This is a genomic window from Desertivirga brevis (genome assembly GCF_017355835.1).
Map to the genome: position 1 here is coordinate 143,318 of NZ_JAFEWF010000005.1, position 17,504 is coordinate 160,821.

The following is a 17,504-nucleotide window of genomic DNA, read 5'->3' on the forward strand; positions in this document are numbered from 1 at the left end:
AATAATCTACCGGTCTAATGGAAATTGAAAGCATCGTTTTTTGAGACAAGAGTAATGATTGATATGTAAGTTTGGAACGTCTTAAAGTAAGATAAGGATTCCGAACAAAAAACTTCGACTTGCATTACCTCCTTAAGGTATTAAGAAATGAAACCTATAGCAAATATGCTTATCGGAGCAGCAATCAACTTTTACCATTCCTTTCCAGGATATAACCTCTTGTTGTCGTAGTCCCAATCCATAAACAATCCTGCTGTTAATTTTTCATGGTTCGCTTTTATCAATTCTCTTGTAAGCCTTGGAATAATTCCAGTAATATCAAACCGCTCCAAATTCTGCAATTCTAAAATGGTCTCGTAGGAATTGTCAACTACAGATGAAGTTGTTAAATCTAGGTGTCTTAAATTTTTTAGATTACTATACGCCTTTAAACTTCTCAGTCGGAGTTTTTTTGGAGCAAATGCGTCCCCGCCCAAACGCAAGCCTTTCAACTGCGTCATTTGTCCAATTAGCTCATAATTCTCGACCTTGAATGAATTCTCGATCGAGAGTAATTGTAAATTTTTCAGTTCTAAAAGCGGGCTTATATCAATTAGTCGGCTAAAACTGTTCAAGTTTAATCGTTTAAGCTTTTGAAGCTTTGAAATACTAGAACTGTTTTCAACTGTTGAAGTCCAAAAGTGGAGCTGTTCGAGATTTTTCATTTTGCAAACTGCCTCAAAAAATTCTTGATTTACTCTATGTCGGACAGAGAGGGCCTTAACTGAGTCAAGAGTAGGAAGAACCTCTATCCATTTGTCCTCGAGTTCTTTTCTGTGCTTTAAGCTTGTACCAACTGGAAAGTCCATCGCCAAGGTATTTATTCCTAGTTCCGTGGCAGAGAAAACCTTCTCAGTAATTTCCTGCACATTCAAAATGTCGGGACCTTTTTCCTTCCTGGAATAGAACAAGTTTAATTTATGACGGTCTTTCATTCCTTTGCTTTTAACATCTTTATATAGGAGCTTTGCAAAACTCTCATATACCGGTTTTTATTTTAAGTCTAATTATTGCGGATACTATCGTTTTTTGAGACAGTACTTCGATTGAGCGACGTTATTTTTTTTTCAACCAGTGCCTATTTCCGCGATTTGGGAAATAAAACACCACGAGCAAGTTATTTTTATTCTCTTCTAAAATCTTTATTCTCTTGATATTTTCTAAATCATTTAGCTCATCCACAAGGTCAAATCCGCTCATTTCACCTAACACCACCTCGTAAAGTCCATACTTTCTAATTAGTTCTACGTTAGGGCGTCCCATTACACTTTTTCCAGTTACCTGCACTCTTAGATTGTCGTTGAAGTCATTACCATACGTTCTGTCTAATCCGAATCCAGTTAGTATAATTGCTATGAAAGGAATAAACATGGGCAGCATACTTAATCCTAAAAGAGTGGCTAAAGTCCATCCGTAAAATCTAACTCCTCTTTTACTCCAAAATTTTATAAGTATGTAAAGGGTATAGACTAGCCATATCCAGAAAAATATCCTGTCGGCCCAATATCCTTGCAGGCTAATACCTTTTACAATGTCAAGCACAAGGTTAAGGATTAAAGCTGCTGAGAGAATTAAGTAGATTAAGAAGATTCTTTTCATTTATTAATGACGCTCAATTTGTTTATATAACTCTAAAATATATTATAAAGGCAGGTTTTCGGAGGACCTCCTGTCATGAAGTTCATTAGGAAAACAAACGTCAAGTAAACAGCACATGCAATTATAACTGTCACCAGAGTTAGTGTTTTAACCCAAAATTTAACGTTTTCTTGATTCATCGCTTTTACATAAAACCTCTATTAACTGGGTAATTTATCCTTTTATGAGATAGTAGACGTAATGCTTTTTGACATTGTTTTAACCAGTCCTTTTCTTGAATAGCGACCACCGGCAATAGTTCAATTTCTGAGTACTTTTCAATTTCTTCTAAACACACTTTGGTTAGCTCTTGATCAAGTGTTCCGTATTCCAATATGAAGTGTACAGTCCAGAGTTGAACCAAATATTGTCCCTCCATCAGACCTTTCAGGGTGTGAGCAAAACTTCAATCTACAGTTGTTCTTACAGAATCCAGCTTTTTATACGGATAACTACTACTTTTATACCAATCGCCATTTGATTTGTATGCCCATAAAGCTACTTTTCCACCTATTGGCTTCCCAAGAATTGGATCGTAAATGCGACCGGTAACAATTGTAATCGTTTCCGATTCTTCTTCTTTACATCTTACCTGCAAGACTACAATCAAAAGTAGCAATAGGTATAATTTTGTCATAAGCTAATTTACATCAAAAAAACAAAAGACATTTAAATATCTGTTCTGTGGCTCTTCTAGACCATAACTCATACATGGTAGTATTGGGCAGGCAATTTAGTCCGCTGTTTCAGATTGTCGCCAGTCGAGAATATGTGTCAGGATTCCCTTATTCCAACAATCTAATGTTCCGCTTGCTGTTAATGAAAAAATATCTTTATTGTTTTGAGCGATAGTTTCTAAAGCCAGAACTGCTTCTCGTTCTAAGGTTGCTAATAAAGCCGTGGAAGTCCAAATTTTGACGGAGTCGTTGTTATGATTAAGTAGTTGATAAAATGCTTCCCGCGTTTCACTAGTACCTTTTCTAATCTGATTAATTGACTTCATCAAAGCTTTGTGAATCTTGTTCCCTTTTTTTGAATCACCATTCAAAATGCATTCCCCATGCTCACAAGCTAGTCTTATGTACTCTTGGATTGGATCGGTCATTGGTTTTTATCTTACTTGCCCTAACGGCTAAGGGTTTAAGTAGTGCCCGATTAGAAGCAATTCACTGTCACCCCGCACTAAGGTAAATAAAAAGAAGAAAAGGAACGAGATTTACGCCGCCCGGGCATAACATAAACACTGTATTGACTGCTGGGCTTTTTAGTCAGTCTTTTTGATAAACCTCTTATTTTCTTGGTGTGTAGCAATCTCGTCGCTAAGTATTACGGAGTCACCTTGGCGGATTACCTCAAAGCTTTCATCTTTTTTATTTTCGAAGTTTAAGTCCACTTGGTCGAAATCATGCAAGCTTAAATGCCATTTTCCCTTTTCGGTGCTAGGCGAGAGCGTTTCTTGTGTCAGCGAAAATGTACTATCGTCTAGTAGGGTTAATATCGTTTCATTATTTCCAAATAAAAAATAAGTTCCTACTAAATCTTTTATTAAGGTATTATGAGAACTGTTGCCGATAAGAAAATATAGTATTGGAAATAACAAAAAGAAAAACCTAAAACACATTTTAAAATTCTTCTTGTCGCCGATTTCTTAGTTCCTTGCAAAAGGAGCCCAACCCCCAAGGGTGGGACTAACAGCAAAAGTAAAGTTCCTATTGATTCCACGGAGGTTGTCGATTTTTTTAGGCTTGCAATTAACATCGCCTAAAGGCAATTGCGCTTACTTCCCATATATACGAAATTTTATCTAGCGTTCAAGAACTTATCTTCTTATAGCAATGGTGAACCAAGAAACAGATGTACACAGGCCTACTGTTCCAGAATGTAATCATTTCTTTTTCACTTTTTACCCAAGAAATAAGTCGGTCAAAATCTTCGTATCCAAATGTTTCTAGTTCTATCATCTGCAATTACTATCGTTTTTTGAGATCTTACGGCTTTTGGGGACCAGAACCATTTTGAGAATCTTTCCAAGAATATGCTCGGATATCTTCCTCAGGCTTTCGCTTTTCATAAACCGAGTTAATATCGCAGGTCCAGTCGTAGCCAGTACGCTCACTATAATATAGAATAAGTTTGTCATGCTTGATTTCATTTATTCTGGTAGATAAGTCATATAGAGCGTCGTTTACATCTTCTTCATGGTAGCAAGATATGTGTGTATGTATGTCTGTGCTTCCATCTGGATCTACCAAGCCAATTGTAATTTCAGAGTTATAAGTTGCAATCCAGATTGAAAATTCATTTGATAAGCTTCTAAGTTCGCAATCAAATGAACCGTCCACCTGATATTTTAGCGTCGGCAGGAACTCAGGGTATTTATTCTTTAAGAATAATTCAATCAATTCTGATAATCTAGTCTGGTTCACTCTGTGAATTTTTTCTGTGGCAAATATCCGAAGGCTTTAACAAATATGGCTATTCCTAGAATTAGCATAGTAATTGCAACCTGCAAAGGTTTCCTATCCTTTTTTGAGACAGTACTGTAAGTTATGACACCTATAAGTACAAACCTTTAGGTGACCAGAAGTCATTTTTTAGTTCCACACTCATTGTAAGCTTTGACGACAGCTTCTCTGTCTTTAGGAGAATATTTGTCTGTTTCAGTCCATGCTTTAAATAATTCTGGGCAGTCAGAAATCAGGCTTGCAATTCTCTGCCTAGGATTTATAACATTTAAATAAACAATCTTGTCGTCCTTAACCATTATTGGTAATATGGAAGTGGAGCCGTCATAAGGATGGGTTGAGTATAGATTGTAAAGTGAAAGTTTTCCTTTTATAACTTCATTAAAAAATCGGCTGTTGTCGCCAGTGAGAGAAACGAAAGTGTGGGACACACCTTGTTCGTCTTTAACAACAAAAGATTTTATGTCAGACGGGCCAAACTTTTTCTTTTCATTATTTTCAATTACTGTTAGGCGCTTTGCAAGAGCTGAAAAATTAATCTTTCCCGTAATTGTAGGGGTCGTTACTATTTGGCAAATAATTGTATCTCCACTTGTCGTTACGTAAGAGCCATCTTTCATTCTGCTTTGTGCTGCCAGTTGCAAAGTTGTGAAGAAAAGGAACAAGGATAATAGTACGATTTTCATGTTTTATAATTTCTGGGAACGTGTGAGGATAAACGCAATAGAGCTTTATTTCCCATATATACGAAGTTTTCTCTAAAGTTCAAGTGTTGAGGATATCATCGTTTTGTAAGACATAGGTACGTCTTCTTCAATGGTGGCGCTGTCCCTAAAAATCGTAGACAGTAACATCAACCAGCTTATCAACAATATGCGTAAATACGAGTGGTTCAATTTTATCCCATGATCCTCCAGCAAGACCACAGCCGATCCTAGGCATATGAACAGAAGCACTAAAGTCTTTAGCGAAATTTCCCACCTTGTCGAGCCCCGAAGCAACAGCATCATAACGGATTGGGGGCACACCATCTTTGTCTCTTCTTATATCCCGTTGCCCGATTACATTCGCTATCCAAGTATCCTTCTCTACCTGCACAAACTGCACTTCTCCTAGTTTGAAATTATCCTTCGATTTGTACCACTCGCGATATTTCTTCTCCGGTTCAGACCACTTCTGGGATAGGGCCATAACAAAACCTTTACCCCAACCACCTACGTCATTGCAGATATGAACGATAATTTTATTCCCCTTCGCTGTTGGGCTCGTTGCATCTCCTTTAATATATTTGATGTCTGTTATCATCAGTTACTATTTTTGTGCTTCGTACAATGTACTATCCTTTTTTGCGACTGACAAGCATGAGGGCTAAAAATTGAGAGGGTTGAATATCCTTCTTCCGTTTCCGCACTTAACTTGATAAAAACAGAGTAAACAAGGTAAACAAATCAAAAGCGATGTATGTACATGTTACTCCGTCGAATCGTAAGCCCATTGGGTTAAACGTAACTCGATGTTCAAGTGCCCGGCAATTCTAATGAATTGTGCAGGAAAACTGTCATGTTGAACCTCTATCTTTAATCCGTCTATTCTAGAATTATACGAAAAATCAATTGCGATACTGTCAATTGTCTTATCCATTTCCAGCTTCTCCAAATAATGCTTGTTATCTTTTAAAAAAGCAGTCGTTTCTTTTATCTGAGCAGGCAAGTCAGAATATTCTGCATTGCTAATGTCGTAAATTATTGTTGAGGTATTTCTCTTTTCGCCTTCAGGTTTAGTCTTTCTAAATGGTTCTCCTTTTCGATGAATTGTCGCTGGTCTCAAATCCCAGCCCAATATTAAAAAATCCGGATCAAGATCCTTACCCGATATTAGTAAAATCGCTCCCATTTCAGTCGTTAAGTATTTGTAACCTACGTTTCAATAATACATAAAATACCGTTAATGAGCAGAATATCGCAGCTACGGACGCATAAATATCATACCAGTCAAAGACCCGACCCCGCTGGTAATTATCTCTGATTTCATTAAGAATCATAAGTAAGAGAGTAATGGTACATGCAATAGGAAAGTGATTAACGGGCTTGTTCCGTCTGATTCTATTACTTACATAGATAAATGGTAAAGCGAATGCGAGTCCGAAATTTGGTACAAACCCCAGGATAAAAGATGCAGAATGATTATCAATAAAGGAGGCCCTTAAAAATTTAGATAGGTAGAGGGTAATACCAAAAATGATTGAACTGGTGATTATATTTTTCTCTTTTCTTACATCTATGTTGGTCATTGGCTTAAACTATATTATAAATAATTATGGCTTGCCACTAAAGTGCCCTCCATTCCAAAGGCTATCTGATTTAGGAAATATAATAGTATATGCGGGTAGAAAAAGTTGTGTTATAGACGCAGCCTTGCTTAATGCGAAAGGAAACCACACAAATAATGCCTCATCAAGCCTTATCAAATTTTCTGCTTTTTACCTACATTAGTACTTACAACTGGGGAGACGGTTTTATTGCAGCCAGCTTCTAGCGAAATGGTAACAATTGAAAACAATGTCAAGCGAATTGACAGGAAGTTAATAGAAAAGTACAATAATATACAATACGAATACACGGATTTTGAGTGCCATTAGCAAGTTGGGCATTTTGCTGACGACGGAAATGAAACCACAAATAAAATATATAGAATTAAAGACCAGCCATAACGATGATGGACCAGCATGGATAGCTGAAGTTGAACTTTCAAGATCCGGCAGGACGATATATTTTAATGGTCTTGCTCTCTTAGGTAAAGGTCATGGAGCTTGCACAGATTTAGAAACAGGTGACATCTACTGGATTTCAGGAATTAAGAAAAATGGGAAGGACAGACATAGAGCTGGCAAAGGGAAGATAATGGTCGATCGTAAGATTCTGGAGAGTTATTTGGATTTACGCGGCCTTAGCCTCCTTCACAGAAATAAGTATGAATTGATTGATATTCTTCCCACCAACAAGCGAAAGTTTGCTGAGATTGAAAATTCGTAATTTAAACAGCTTTAATAATCCAACGAACCTTGAAACAAGCCTAAAGATTTATCCAGCAAGGTCCATTCGAAACATCGGTTTCACCAGTTATAAGGTTGATTGTCGATGTCATACATTCGTTATAGCCGTTCACATAGCTTCTTATATCGACAATTTTTTCCAGATTATCTATTAATATGAGAGCTATCTCAAGAATAGTCATAAGTAATTAAAGGGTAGGGGCAAAAAGTCAAAAAGCCGAACAATATTCTTGATCGGCTTTTGGGCTGTTATGGAGCCTGAAGCTGCGTTGCATCGAAGTTAATTATTACGCGCTTTGACCGCCGTCAACGTTTAAGGTTGCGCCGGTAATATACCGGGCATCATCACTTGCCAGAAAAGCAACAGCTGCACTAATATCATCAGGCTCACCATAGCGGCCGAGAGCTACAGCCTGTACCATAGCAGCACTAAACGGCCCGTCAGAAGGATTCATATCGGTATTGATCAATCCCGGTTGAATGATATTCGCAGTGATGTTCCTAGTACCAAGATCTCTGGCCCAGCTTCGGGTATAGGCAGAAAGCGCTGCTTTTGTCGCCGAGTAATCGCTAATGCCGGGATAGGGTGATCTAGCCGCGCCAGTTGAGCCAATCGTGATAATCCTGCCTCCATCGTTCATTTTTGAAACTATTGTTCTTACAGTGTGCGCTACACCTATAACATTCACGTCCCACTGCTGTCTTAGTGCATTTTTGTCTACTGTCTCATCTTCAACTCCGCCAGTTACAAACAGGCCAGCGCTATTGATGAGAATATCGATGTTTCCAGATTCTGTTGCGGCAGCAATTGCAGCGTCAATCTGAACAGCACTACCAGTATCGGCTTTTATGGCTTTCGCTTTAACGCCGTAGCTTTCTATTTCCTTTACCAAAGCCTCTGCCTTATTTGCACTATTCACGTAAGTGAAAATTACATTAGCTCCTTCGGCTGCGAGCCTTTTTACAATTGCTGCCCCAATACCACGGCTTCCGCCAGTAACCAGCGCTGTTTTATTTGCTAATTTTAACATGATCTTGCTTATTTAAATTTTGTTAGTTCTTCTGTGATGTATTATGGATGGAATATTACTGACCCTGTTGTTTGACTGGATTCGAGATCCTGATGGGCTTTCGCCACGTCTGATAAATGGTAGATAGTAGGTTCAATTTTACCAAGAATACCAGTACTAAAGGCTTCAAACAGCTCTGCTGAAGCAGTGTCTACACTTTCGCGATCAGGCAAATATTGGCCGAGTGCCGGACGAACCAGTTTAATTTGATTAGCGGTAAGTAGTTTCTGATCGATAGAAGGTGCACCGGAGGCATTTCCATAAAGAACAGCCGTACCCCCAATTTTTATTAATTTGACCGACTCTTCAAATGTAGCTTTACCAACCCCATCAAATACCGCCTGCACACCCTCACCATGGATTATTGCATGGACAGCCACTCCTAAATCTTCTTTGTCAAGGGCTATTACATGATCTATACCTGCTTGTAAAACCCTCTCTTTTTTCGAAGAGCTCCCAACGGTTCCAATTACTTGAGCACCAAGCGCTTTTGCCCATCTGCTCACCAGCGATCCAACTCCGCCAGCTGCTGCGTGAACGATAACTACATCCCCTGGTTTTATAGCATAGGCCTGCTTAATCAACATTCTGGCAGTAAGTCCTTTGGCCATCAGAGAGGCAGCCTCGTCGAAGTGGATATTGTCAGGTATCTTTATTAAGTCACTTGCATTAATCAATCTTCTTTCAGCATATGCACCGATAGAGAAAAAATAAACCACCCTGTCGCCTTCTTTTAAATGAACAACATTTTCTCCAACAGCTTCAACCACTCCGGCTGCCTCTACGCCTATGATAGCAGGAAGCTGATTTACAGGGAAGCTTCCATTCCGAAAAAGAACATCGACAAAATTAAGAGCGATGGCCTTATGTCTGATCAATACTTCGCCGTTACCTGGTTCTCCAACAATTTGTTTTGAATATTCTAAAACGGATGGCGGGCCTTGTTTCTTGATTTGTACTACGCCAGTTTCTTCTGTTATTTTCATATTTTAATTTTTATTGCTGATTTGATATTTCAAAGTTGAGATTTCGCCGTGATGCTCAGCTTGACTTTCGCAGTAAATTGACATTGACTTTTATCAAGGGTAGTGGTCGGGTAACTGAGAATATTCAGCATTTTATTTTTTATTTTTGACCTTAAGTTGTTCATTTTCCATGCTGAAATTTCACGAAGATATTTTCGAGCCTTTTTTTGATTATATAGTAAACAAATCCAATCTCCCCATAAGTGAAGAAGATAAAAAGCTGATTAGGAATACATTTAAAATTAAACACTTAAGAAAGCGGCAGTATCTATTGCAGGAAGGGGACGTTTGTAAGTATATGGCCTTTATTGTGAAAGGAGCAGGGAAAATGTATATGGTGAATAAAAGCGGACAGGAAAACGTAATCCGTTTAGCAATAGAATCCTGGTGGTTAGGCGATTTCGAAAGCTACACCTTAAACTCGCCCTCCGTGTATAATATTGAAATGATAGAGGACTCTGACGTTCTATTGATTAATGATCAGAGTATGCAGGAGCTTATAGCTAAGGTTCCGCCCTTGGCGAAGATGATAAAAGAGATTGACCGTAACAGCGCAATTGCTACTCAACGTAGGATCCAGACGGCAATCAGCTTAGGTGCTGAGGAACGGTATGATGAAATGCTTCAATCTTATCCTGAATTTATCCGAAGATTTCCCCAAACAATGATAGCGTCATATTTAGGCATTTCCGCTGAAACCTTAAGCAGGATCAGGAAAAATCTATTACGTAAATAAAAATAAACTCTCAATTAGCAATTACACCTAAAAGATCGGATTTCCATTATTAATCGAGCCCCCTACATTGAAGCTCTAATGGAAAGGTTGTTACCAGATAAGATGCTTCTATAATTAGAACTGGCGGTAACGCTATTGGTGCGATCCCATTCTTTGTCTCGATGGCATCTTTTTTATTATATTTAAGATATGTTATAAATAATAAACGATAAAAATACAAGTACTTATGAGTCTGTAATATTCAGCAATTGTATTGTGATATTTCCTTTCTTTTGCGATCCCCCGGTCGGTTAATTTCAATTTCTTTTATTTATTAAACCTATTTAAACCCACAAAATCTTCATGAAAAGAAAGAAGTCTAGACAGAGTCCTGCGTTAAGCATAAGGACTAAGAAACGTATTATCAGAGTTTGCAAAGCCATAGACGCCCTGGGAGAGAATTCAGCAGATATTGTTGAAGGATTGGTTGCGATCTTTGGTACCCTGAACCAGCAGAAAGAACAGGGGGAGCAATTAAATAGCGAGGTACAAACAGTTATGTTAAATAAGAAGAGACAGCAGGTGTTTCGCGAAAGCTGGCTGGATCGGCAGGAGGTAATGCAACTGATGCCCATTAGCGATCGTAGCTTATACGACTTAACCAGGACAGGCGAATTACCTTCTTATACATTCAAAGGCAAGCTTTTCTTCAAGCTGGCCGACGTAGAAGCGCTTATGAAAAGGAGAGGTGGTGATGAAGGAGAAGATAGAATAGCGGTTTAATTCGTGAACTCTCATACAACAAAAATGTCCGGGCTATTCACCTGGACATTTTTTATTTAACCCCAATCAAGGACCATCGCCTTCCAGATCCTGGCCTTCATCTTTCCCTACCGCTGTACTGGATACAGCGGAGGCAACCAGTCCCGCTGTTACCAGGTAACCAGCAACTGTAGTTATCGCTACTGGCAAAGAAATAGGAGCGGAGAGGAGAGCTGAGCCGAGAGCACTGAGGATTAACCCAACGTTTCGGACCTTTTTGAAAAAGGGCGGCGTAGGGGATTTTAAACGGGCTATTATGGAGGATCTTTTCTTCATTATAGTAATGCTTTAAGTAATTTTAGTTGAAGTTTTTGTAGAGGTAGGAAGGACTGGTTTCTCACTACCGGCCACAACCTTCTTTTTCCTCATCAACGCTACTCCCGACTCTTCCTCAAAATGCTTCAATAAATAAACTTCCAGTTGCTCCAGGCGCTTTTCGTGGAAGTTGATGCGCTCGAATATTCTCACGCTTTCGGCGTTCATGTTGGCCTTGATCACTTCGGTGCTGGTGATGATCTCGCTGAGGTTTTGTTCTACCTTGCGGAAATCGCTATGCAGCTGCCGCACAAAAAAGGCGATGACTGAAAACAGCAGCGATAGTATCGCCCCTAAAATCAGATTGCTGTTGACTATACTTTCCATGTTTTTTTGAAATGAATGAATGAGAGAAGGAATGAATGAATGAGAGAATGAGAGAATGATGGATTGAAGGAATGAATGAGAGAATGAATGGATGAGAGAATGAGTGAATGAAGGATTGAATGAGAGAATGAAGGAATGAATGATTGAAAGACTGAATAGATAAAGATTTTTACCTTACGTGATACTTTATGTGGACTTCTCTAATCTGTTTCTTACTAATACCTCATTAAATCCTGCTTTAACCTCTTTTGCTAACATCTCATACACTTGCTGTTCTTCCCCTTAGCCATTCGAATGATCTTTATTGCCATTAGCTTTGATCATTTGGTGATTTAAGGATGGGCTCCCTGGTTCCAGGAAGCCCAATTCCTTAGGCAGTTACTGTTATTCGGCCTCCGTAGTACGTACGGGTCACTTCTTTGCCATTCGCTGAAGCCATGAACAAATAGGTTTCTACCTCCTTGCCATCCCATTCCGCTGGAAGCGTCATGCTCAAGGATCCATTCTCACGAGTGGCCTCGCTAAGAGTATACTCTACTTCATCTAACTCTGGGCAGAAGGCCAGGGTGAATACATTATCCGTTTTCAGAGATTTCCCTTTACCTGAATTGTCCGTCCAGCTAAAATCTACCTTCAACTCTGCTGCAGCTGCTACAGCCAGGTTAGTTGGCAAGAGTAATACACCACTGCTCAAGCTTAGGGCAGGGAAATCGACCAAAAACTGGGGATAGTTTCCGGTGATGGCATTCTTGATGTTTTCAGACAAAGCTACGTTGTAGGCAGTTGCCTTTTTGGCCTGATTCTTATAACCTACATCCAGTAAAGGGCGCAGAGGAGCCAGGAAGTCGGTCATCAGCGCAAAGCGATGTTGTTGTTCTACCTGAGCCTGGGTAGGCACCCTGTTCTTGTTGATCTTTGGCAGGCTCTTCAGGTAGTCGATGCCGCGCCAGCTGCTTCCTACTACATTCCCGATCTTTCCGTAAAAGTTTCCAAAAATTCCATTGCTAAATTTTCCCATGATGTTAAAAAATTAAACGTTAAAAATCTGTTAATTGGCCTCAATTACCGGTAATCTTCGAAAGCCTGAGACAAAAGTAGCGAGGGTTTTTGGTGTTTTTAGCACTCCTGGAGGCCCTTGCGGCGTTTTGCGGGGATATGCGGGCTTTTGCGGAGAATTGCGGAAGGATTGGTACTTTCTTCGGGAAGTGTTCGGAAAAAGGGGGTACTTTGTTCGGAAAATTGGGGGGACTTTCCGAACCTGTCTCGAACCTGTCCCGAAGCAGACCCTAACCTCACCATAACCGACACTCCCTAATTATTACCTGTAAAATACTTCCATTCAAAGTAAAAAAAGGTGCCATTTAGTGTTTGCTAAAATCTTACTACAAGCACTAATCAACCGTCCTGCCTACGCGCGAAATTTAAGGAAACCATAGCTAAACTGACATGATATATAGCATACGTGTATGTGTTGTATTTCAATTATTTAGATTAGTTTTTGCTTTGTTTTTTGATAAGGAATATTCTAGTTTCGCCACCTAAATATTTTCAATTTTTTTTAACGAATAAGTTATTTTTTATGAACCTTTTTTTGCAATTAGCAGCGGATGTAGAAGTCTTCGCTACAAACCTTAAGCCCTCTATCAACAATCACTTTACCTATAAGGAAATCATTAACGAAACGGAGCGATTGAAGACAGAACTAAAAGTTCGTTATTTCCAGGCAGGGTCAAAACCAGAGTTTCGGAAATTCACGGAATACCATCTGGAAAAGCTTTCTGAACTCTTAGGAACAGTCCGGGATATCGCTAGTGGAGTAGCCGCCAAATCAGGGGAAACTCATACGATAATTTCGTCTGAAAAGATGGCTGATGTTTTAGTGGTTTACCATAAGCTCCGGGCACTAATGGCCTTTTTTTATGAGATTTTTGGAAAATACCTCCCGAAAAATCATCATATCCCAGTGGTAAGTCAGCCAGTATTTATAAAGGAAGTAATGGGGTATAAGGAAGAAATCACCAGAAAGCTAACTCAGTCAGACCCACTATTAGCACAATGGCCCTTAAAACCATTCGACAACTTTGTTCAACTTAAAGAGTTGCGCACCTGGCACCAAGTTGACTATTGCCGCTCCCTACATCTGGCATTCGGGGAACTTCAAGCTGAAGGTACTGCCTTAAACACAGAGAAGATTCTCCGCTTTTTGGTAAAGATGAATTACAATTCTCCAGAATTTTATCGGTTTTGCATAGATCTTATCAAGAAGGAAGAAGTTTATCCTAATATCAAACGCCTGGAACACCTCAAGAAGGAAGTTGGGCAGATCCAGGTTAACAAGGGAATGCAGTACAGAAGCGATATGAAAAGCATTAAAAAGCAAATTCAATGTTGGATAAATGAAGAGATCCAATATTGGAAGGAATCGGAATTAATAAAAGAAATGGAGGAAGAGATAAAGGCTGCAAGCACTGATAAACCTGGTGTATCAGGAGGTAAGATAAATACGCGTTTCACTGAGCATGTTTTGGCCTTTAAAACATCAGTTGAGATAGAGGCGGGCCTACTTTTTGGTAAAGGGCATCCTCAAGGTGTGCTCAAGAAAACATTGGAGACCTACAATTGCATCAACCGGGATCATATATCCTATGAAAGCTTCAGAAAAAGATACTACGAACGCAATGTCGAAACTGCCAAGGAGTATAGACGACACCTACGCAAATGCCTTAACATAACAAATTTCTTTGTGTCAAATAACAGTGATACAGAGGATTAGGAAATTTTTGTCCACTTTGTACTTTGGCCGTTAGCTTTTGATTTTTTAACTATGCTTATTAATCAAAAATAAACGTATGATGAGAAAATTCAAAGGCGACCGCCTATCGAGAGTTTTTCCAGAGTTGCAGCGAAAACCTCACAATCAATTTAAACGAGAATTACAAATTCTACGCAACCTGGTTTCCCAGAAGCAAAAACTTAAAAGATCACAGCATTTATGAATTACATCTTGCACCTAAATGCCTTTTTCAAAAAGGCCAATGCCGATCCACGAATGAAAGCTTATCACATCAGTTTGTACATGGGCATTTTCCAGTTATGGAATGCAACGCATTTCCGGACCTCTTTTTACGTAAGCCGGCAGGAATTGATGGAACTGGCGAAAATAGGATCAACCACTACCTATCACCAATACCTGAAGGATCTGGACGCCTGGAATTACATCCAGTATTTCCCCTCCAAGGATATCTCCTCTGGCAGTCGCATTCGTTGCATCACATTTGCTACAAGCAGTCGCACAAGCAAAGCTACAAGCGATGATACAAATGCTGATACAAACAATGTTCTACAACTAGTACCTTCTAATAAACATATAGAAACTTTAGAAAACAGTACAAAAAGTATTTCAATAAAAAACATCAAAAAGTTTTTCGAGGAGAATGGTTCCACCAGCAGGCAGGCGAAGAAATTCATCGACTACTACGAAGCGCGGGATTGGATGATTGAAAATGAGACTGTCAGCAATTGGGAAGTACCAGCACGAAGCTGGATCGCCAAGGAGGAGGAATTCAGGAAGAGCCGATTGGGGAAATCAGAACCTGCCACGAAAAAAACTTCAATCATTGATTTAACTCCTAAAAATAAACGATATGACGAACCTTTGTAACACCAATCCTCAAACAGAACAGTCTAGCCAACAACCATTTAAAGTGCCCTCAGGTAAACCGGAATCTAATGCACGATACCTGGATTTTGATGAAGTTATCGAAAATATAAACCAAAATGGTTCTGATCTTTTTCGGAAACGCTATAAGGTGGATAAGAAGGATTACAATCCGGTTTACAAACTAGTGGTTTACCATTACCGTGATCAGCAGCATGCAGAAGAATTAGGAATAGATTTACGAAAGGGTTTGCTAACGGTGGGACCAGTGGGTTGTGGCAAAACCTCATTGATGCAGATTTTGCAGCACATGAAAATTATTGACAAACCCTATCAGATCGTTTCGGTACGCGACGTATGCATGAAGTTTACTGAAAAGGGATTTTCTGTAATACGGGAATATGGTGCAACCGCGCAAAAGCAAGCTCCCATTTTCTGTTTTGATGATCTCGGATGTGAACCCAATACCCGCTTCTTTGGAGCCCAAACCAATGTGATGAAGGAGATCTTGTTATCGCGCTACGATCTGTTTATGCAAAAAGGAGTTCCGACCCATGTAACCACTAATCTTTCAGCATCGGAATTAGAAAGCATGTATGGCAGTCGGGTCAGGTCGCGGTTGAGGGAGATGTTCAACCAGATCGTCTTCCCGGCAGATTCCTATGACAAAAGAAGGTTGTAGCAGCGCCGCAGAAAACTTTATCCGATAATTACCTTATTTCTAACAATGCACAATGAATACAATAACTTCCAATTACTTAAAACCCTTCATCAAACTCCACACACGTCTAAACAATACGATCAACAACCTCTATTACATGGCCTTTAGCGTGGGGCTGCAGTGGGAGTGGCAGGAACTTAAAAGCGAGATCAAAAACCGGGGTTGGTTACCATTAGATATGGCTCATCTAAAGGTAATAGAACATCCAGCAGTGCCGGGAATCATCCAAATGATAGAAATTCTGGAGGAAGCCAGGGAAAAGCTTGCTGAAAATAATAGGGTCAGCAAGGAAGAGGCGAAAATTTCCGTCGAAGTTGGTCCCATTCAGGACGGATGGTTATCAGAAGATTACAGCGAGGAAGAAAATATCGACATGTGGCAACAAAACCTGTTCGTTGATCTGCTTTCGATCTTTGAAGCCTGCTGGTTTATGGAGCATGATTGCAGCCCTTCCATGTCTGTTTACGACCAGTTTGGCAAGATGTATTTCGAGGGTTCTATTGAAATAAGCTCTGAAAATGAAATAGTGCAGCCGTTAATAGCAGCACTAAATGAAGTTTTAAAGGTGAATAAAAAGTCGGTATTAGCGGTAGTGGAATAGAATTAATTGAAAGGTAAAAATATTTCGATATGTGACGAAGATCATTGTTGATTATGCTGCTAATGTTGAGATTTAATTTATTCAATAAACCTGAACATATATGCTTCCAAACGCAAGCAACTATTATAAACTAATTATTCAGATCCTTAGTTACGTTAGCGATTCACTTTTTAAAACTCTTGTTATCAATTCTGATAACGCTCTCGCCCTACATCCCGTCTATACAAGGGTTCCGGAGAGATTTCGTGTGGTAGGTGGAACCCTTGTATTGAATTCTTTTTCTGTTAGCGGGAATTATTATGAAGTATTACTATAAACCTTAATATTCAAACAATGGAGCCAAACACCGAGGATTACCGAATGCAACTAGTGACAATTTACCATCGCCTCTTTTCAATGATGGTAAACCTTTATCGTGCAGGGTATCAAATTGCCATAAAATACGAATGGAAGGATTTGAAACATGATGACGGAACCCCAATGAAGCATTCTTATAGAATGGAATACTTGCAAACAGCGGAAAATCCGTTAGTTCAAATGGTTGTAAAAATGATTCGAATTGTTGATGAAGGTTACGCACAAGTAAGGTTTGCAAACAATCTCAGTGAGAAGGAGCTATATGGGGTAGAAACGACAGATGACGATGATTCAGACGACGAAGATTATGATGAAGAACTGGAAGTTCAGAATGAATTGGAATTACCAGAAGACGAGGAGTTGAACAAGGAGCCAAAACCTGAATGTATTTCAGAACCTAACTATTTAACGGTAGCTTGTAAGGTCATTCCCACTTTATTTATCGACATCGTATATCTATCGGGTAAACCGCTGGACCCTGAAATCATAGAAGAATTAAATAGAAATTTTTTGAATGGGAATCTCACTCTTAAGTCGGAAGATTTTAACGTACATTTTTTAATTGATATAGTAAATCGCTTAATGAAAACCGTGAGTGGTTTAATTGATGATTTCAAAGATCAATTAGATTGAGAAGTAATTGATGTGCAGTTTAAATTAAGCTTAATTTTTAGCTGCTATTGCATAAACAAATTCTCT

The 17,504-nt window shown here is 39.2% G+C and carries 22 protein-coding genes; 9 read left to right on the top strand and 13 right to left on the bottom strand.

Annotated features, from left to right (window positions below; all coding sequences use genetic code 11):
• Positions 1 to 191 precede the first annotated feature (191 nt).
• The 8 genes from J4N25_RS13545 to J4N25_RS13580 all read right to left on the bottom strand — a co-directional run bounded on the left by J4N25_RS13545 (position 192) and on the right by J4N25_RS13580 (position 6,035).
• Positions 192 to 974 carry a hypothetical protein gene (locus J4N25_RS13545; protein WP_207420201.1) on the bottom strand — a complete coding sequence of 261 codons (783 nt, stop codon included), beginning with the start codon at positions 972 to 974 and terminating at the stop codon, positions 192 to 194.
• Positions 975 to 1,095: 121 nt separating this feature from the next.
• Positions 1,096 to 1,638, bottom strand: a complete 543-nt coding sequence (locus tag J4N25_RS13550; protein WP_207420202.1) for a hypothetical protein — start codon at positions 1,636 to 1,638, stop codon at positions 1,096 to 1,098.
• 445 nt (positions 1,639 to 2,083) lie between these two features.
• Positions 2,084 to 2,314 carry a hypothetical protein gene (locus J4N25_RS13555; protein WP_207420203.1) on the bottom strand — a complete coding sequence of 77 codons (231 nt, stop codon included), beginning with the start codon at positions 2,312 to 2,314 and terminating at the stop codon, positions 2,084 to 2,086.
• Between the two features lie 96 nt (positions 2,315 to 2,410).
• Positions 2,411 to 2,782, bottom strand: coding sequence for a DUF2019 domain-containing protein (locus tag J4N25_RS13560; RefSeq protein ID WP_207420204.1), 372 nt, complete (start codon positions 2,780 to 2,782; stop codon positions 2,411 to 2,413).
• Positions 2,783 to 3,665: 883 nt separating this feature from the next.
• Complete coding sequence (locus J4N25_RS13565; protein WP_207420205.1) at positions 3,666 to 4,103, bottom strand: hypothetical protein; 438 nt, start codon at positions 4,101 to 4,103, stop codon at positions 3,666 to 3,668.
• 161 nt (positions 4,104 to 4,264) lie between these two features.
• Positions 4,265 to 4,828, bottom strand: coding sequence for a hypothetical protein (locus J4N25_RS13570; RefSeq protein WP_207420206.1), 564 nt, complete (start codon positions 4,826 to 4,828; stop codon positions 4,265 to 4,267).
• Positions 4,829 to 4,973: 145 nt separating this feature from the next.
• Entirely contained in the window at positions 4,974 to 5,447 is a 474-nt protein-coding gene (locus tag J4N25_RS13575) for a macro domain-containing protein (protein ID WP_242695746.1), read from the bottom strand.
• A gap of 165 nt (positions 5,448 to 5,612) precedes the next feature.
• The gene (locus tag J4N25_RS13580) at positions 5,613 to 6,035 is read right to left on the bottom strand and encodes a DUF4279 domain-containing protein (protein WP_207420207.1); all 423 of its coding nucleotides are present in this window, start codon (positions 6,033 to 6,035) and stop codon (positions 5,613 to 5,615) included.
• 773 nt (positions 6,036 to 6,808) lie between these two features.
• Here J4N25_RS13580 and J4N25_RS13585 point away from each other — a divergent pair.
• Positions 6,809 to 7,174 carry a hypothetical protein gene (locus J4N25_RS13585; protein WP_207420208.1) on the top strand — a complete coding sequence of 122 codons (366 nt, stop codon included), beginning with the start codon at positions 6,809 to 6,811 and terminating at the stop codon, positions 7,172 to 7,174.
• A gap of 307 nt (positions 7,175 to 7,481) precedes the next feature.
• Here J4N25_RS13585 and J4N25_RS13590 read toward each other — a convergent pair whose 3' ends face one another.
• Both J4N25_RS13590 and J4N25_RS13595 read right to left on the bottom strand, forming a co-directional pair.
• A complete protein-coding gene (locus J4N25_RS13590; protein ID WP_207420209.1) occupies positions 7,482 to 8,225 on the bottom strand; it encodes an SDR family NAD(P)-dependent oxidoreductase in 744 nt (247 codons plus the stop codon).
• 41 nt (positions 8,226 to 8,266) lie between these two features.
• On the bottom strand, positions 8,267 to 9,250 hold the full coding sequence (locus J4N25_RS13595; protein WP_207420210.1) for a quinone oxidoreductase family protein: 984 nt from the start codon (positions 9,248 to 9,250) through the stop codon (positions 8,267 to 8,269).
• Positions 9,251 to 9,419: 169 nt separating this feature from the next.
• Between J4N25_RS13595 and J4N25_RS13600 the strand changes: the two genes are divergently transcribed.
• Together J4N25_RS13600 and J4N25_RS13605 are read left to right on the top strand one after the other, a co-directional pair.
• Positions 9,420 to 10,025 (top strand): Crp/Fnr family transcriptional regulator, encoded by a 606-nt coding sequence (locus tag J4N25_RS13600; protein ID WP_207420211.1) that lies wholly within the window; start codon positions 9,420 to 9,422, stop codon positions 10,023 to 10,025.
• Between the two features lie 342 nt (positions 10,026 to 10,367).
• On the top strand, positions 10,368 to 10,787 hold the full coding sequence (locus J4N25_RS13605; protein ID WP_207420212.1) for a helix-turn-helix domain-containing protein: 420 nt from the start codon (positions 10,368 to 10,370) through the stop codon (positions 10,785 to 10,787).
• A gap of 66 nt (positions 10,788 to 10,853) precedes the next feature.
• Here J4N25_RS13605 and J4N25_RS13610 read toward each other — a convergent pair whose 3' ends face one another.
• The 3 genes from J4N25_RS13610 to J4N25_RS13620 form a co-directional block, all read right to left on the bottom strand.
• Positions 10,854 to 11,102, bottom strand: a complete 249-nt coding sequence (locus J4N25_RS13610; protein ID WP_207420213.1) for a hypothetical protein — start codon at positions 11,100 to 11,102, stop codon at positions 10,854 to 10,856.
• 12 nt (positions 11,103 to 11,114) lie between these two features.
• Entirely contained in the window at positions 11,115 to 11,468 is a 354-nt protein-coding gene (locus J4N25_RS13615) for a hypothetical protein (RefSeq protein ID WP_207420214.1), read from the bottom strand.
• 370 nt (positions 11,469 to 11,838) lie between these two features.
• Positions 11,839 to 12,486, bottom strand: a complete 648-nt coding sequence (locus J4N25_RS13620) for a DUF6266 family protein (RefSeq protein WP_207420215.1) — start codon at positions 12,484 to 12,486, stop codon at positions 11,839 to 11,841.
• Between the two features lie 561 nt (positions 12,487 to 13,047).
• Here J4N25_RS13620 and J4N25_RS13625 point away from each other — a divergent pair.
• From J4N25_RS13625 to J4N25_RS13650, 6 genes are all read left to right on the top strand, one after another.
• Positions 13,048 to 14,241 carry a hypothetical protein gene (locus tag J4N25_RS13625; RefSeq protein ID WP_207420216.1) on the top strand — a complete coding sequence of 398 codons (1,194 nt, stop codon included), beginning with the start codon at positions 13,048 to 13,050 and terminating at the stop codon, positions 14,239 to 14,241.
• Between the two features lie 219 nt (positions 14,242 to 14,460).
• On the top strand, positions 14,461 to 15,129 hold the full coding sequence (locus J4N25_RS13630; RefSeq protein WP_207420217.1) for a hypothetical protein: 669 nt from the start codon (positions 14,461 to 14,463) through the stop codon (positions 15,127 to 15,129).
• Positions 15,113 to 15,808: an AAA family ATPase gene (locus J4N25_RS13635; RefSeq protein WP_207420218.1), complete on the top strand. Its 696-nt coding sequence runs from the start codon at positions 15,113 to 15,115 to the stop codon at positions 15,806 to 15,808. Before J4N25_RS13630 ends, J4N25_RS13635 begins: the two co-directional genes overlap by 17 nt.
• A gap of 52 nt (positions 15,809 to 15,860) precedes the next feature.
• Positions 15,861 to 16,448: a hypothetical protein gene (locus J4N25_RS13640; RefSeq protein WP_207420219.1), complete on the top strand. Its 588-nt coding sequence runs from the start codon at positions 15,861 to 15,863 to the stop codon at positions 16,446 to 16,448.
• Positions 16,449 to 16,548: 100 nt separating this feature from the next.
• Complete coding sequence (locus J4N25_RS13645) at positions 16,549 to 16,764, top strand: hypothetical protein (protein WP_207420220.1); 216 nt, start codon at positions 16,549 to 16,551, stop codon at positions 16,762 to 16,764.
• A 17-nt stretch (positions 16,765 to 16,781) separates the two neighbouring features.
• Positions 16,782 to 17,438 carry a hypothetical protein gene (locus J4N25_RS13650; RefSeq protein ID WP_207420221.1) on the top strand — a complete coding sequence of 219 codons (657 nt, stop codon included), beginning with the start codon at positions 16,782 to 16,784 and terminating at the stop codon, positions 17,436 to 17,438.
• Positions 17,439 to 17,504 lie beyond the last annotated feature (66 nt).